Here is a 1868-nt window from a genome sequence, read left to right as displayed (position 1 = left end):
CAAGCTGGCCAAGCTGCCCGGTGCACGCAGCGGTGTCGCAGGCGCGCTGGTCAACGACAAGCTGACGGCTTATGGCGACGTCACCACCTACAACAACTTCTACGAGTTCGGCACCGACAAGTCCGACCCGAACCGCAACGCCGGCAGCCTGAAGCCGCGGCCGTGGACGGTGAGCATCGAAGGCATGGTCGCCAAGCCGCTGACGCTGGACCTGGATGCGCTGCTGAAACTGGCGCCAATGGAAGAGCGGGTCTACCGGCTGCGCTGCGTGGAAGGCTGGTCCATGGTCATTCCGTGGGTCGGCTATTCGCTGTCCGAGATCATCAAGAAAGCCCAGCCGCTGGGCAGCGCCAAGTTCGTGGAATTCACCAGCCTGGCAGACCCGAAGCAGATGCCCGCCCTGCGCGCTGGCGTGCTGGACTGGCCTTACGTCGAAGCCCTGCGCATGGACGAAGCGATGCACCCGCTGGCGATGATGGTCTTCGGCCTCTACGGCGAAGTGCTGCCGAACCAGAACGGCGCGCCGCTGCGGCTGGCCGTGCCCTGGAAATACGGCTTCAAGAGTGCCAAGTCCATCGTCAGGATCCGTTTCATGGACAAGGCACCCACCACCAGCTGGGAAGGCTCGGCGCCATCCGAATACGGCTTCTACTCCAACGTCAATCCACAGGTCGACCACCCGCGCTGGAGCCAGGCCACCGAGCGCCGCATTGGCGAAGACGGGCTGTTCGCGAAGAAGCGCGCCACGCTGATGTTCAACGGCTACGAAGCCCAGGTGGCATCGCTGTACGCCGGCATGGACCTGAAGAAGAACTTCTGATGGCGGCGACAGGCGTTTCTACGGCCGCGCGCCGCGCGCCGCCTAAGGGCCTGGTGCCGCGGCTCAATGGCTGGTTGCTGCACCCGGTCGTCAAGCCGCTGCTGTGGCTGTTGCTGGCCATGCCGGCCGGGCTGCTGCTCTGGGGCGCCATCCAGAACCAATTGGGACCGAACCCCACCGAGGCGCTGATCCGCGGCCTGGGTGACTGGACGCTGCGTTTGCTCTGCGTCACGCTGGCCATCACCCCGCTGCGCCAATGGACAGGCCTCAACAGCATCGTGCGCTGGCGCCGCAACCTGGGTGTCGCGACCTTTCTCTACGGCACGCTGCACTGGCTTTCATACGCCTGGTTCGACCAGAACCTGGACCTGCAGGCGCTGCTGCACGACGTGGCCAAGCGGCCCTTCATCCTCGTTGGCACTGCCGCCTGGCTGGCGATGCTGCCGCTGGCGCTGACCTCGTTCAACGCAGCCATCAAGCGCCTGGGCGGCAAACGCTGGCAGGCGCTGCACAAGACCATGTACGCGATTGCGCTGGGCGGCCTGCTGCACTTCTTCTGGCTGCGCGCCAGCAAGCACAACTTCGCAGAAGTCGCGGTCTACGCCACGGTCATCTTCTTCCTTCTGGGCTGGCGCGTGTGGCGCTGGCTGCGCAGCCGCCGGCCGGTCATGGCTTGACGCTGGCGACTGGCGAGGCAGGCAAAGCCTCCCAGCCGCCACCGAGGGCCATGAACAGTTGCACCTGGTCGTCGGCCAACTGCGATTCGGACGCGGCCAGCGCTGCGTCCGCACTGGCCAGCGAACGGTCTGCGTCCAGCGCATCGAGGTAACCGGTCTTGCCACCGCGGTAAAGCTGGGCGGACTGCTGTGCCACCTTGGCTGCGGCCTCGCGCGCAGCCGTCAAGGCCGCACGACGATCCAGCTCGCGGGCATAGGCGTTCAGCGCGGTTTCGGTTTCGCGCAAGGCCGTCAGCACGGTGCCGTCGAATTTCGCCAGCGCACCGCGCGTGCCGGCCTCGGCCTGCGCGATGCGGGCCTGCACCGCGCCG

Annotated in this window: 3 protein-coding genes; 2 read left to right on the top strand and 1 reads right to left on the bottom strand. The window is 66.4% G+C overall.

Annotation, left to right across the window (positions count from 1 at the left end):
• Nucleotides 1–820, top strand: an 820-nt coding sequence (gene msrP / locus FKP22_RS29020; protein WP_141291623.1) for a protein-methionine-sulfoxide reductase catalytic subunit MsrP, incomplete at its 5' end; no start/stop codon positions are given.
• On the top strand, nt 820–1497 hold the full coding sequence (msrQ, locus tag FKP22_RS29015; protein ID WP_141291621.1) for a protein-methionine-sulfoxide reductase heme-binding subunit MsrQ: 678 nt from the start codon (nt 820–822) through the stop codon (nt 1495–1497). The genes msrP and msrQ, both read left to right, overlap by 1 nt.
• Here msrQ and FKP22_RS29010 read toward each other — a convergent pair.
• The coding region (locus FKP22_RS29010) for a TolC family protein (protein WP_141291619.1) at nt 1487–1868 on the bottom strand (382 nt) is incomplete at its 5' end. The genes msrQ and FKP22_RS29010 overlap by 11 nt on opposite strands.

It is taken from the genome of Ideonella azotifigens, assembly GCF_006519715.1.
Classification (GTDB): domain Bacteria; phylum Pseudomonadota; class Gammaproteobacteria; order Burkholderiales; family Burkholderiaceae_C; genus Ideonella; species Ideonella azotifigens.
This window is presented reverse-complemented; position numbering and strand designations above follow the sequence as displayed.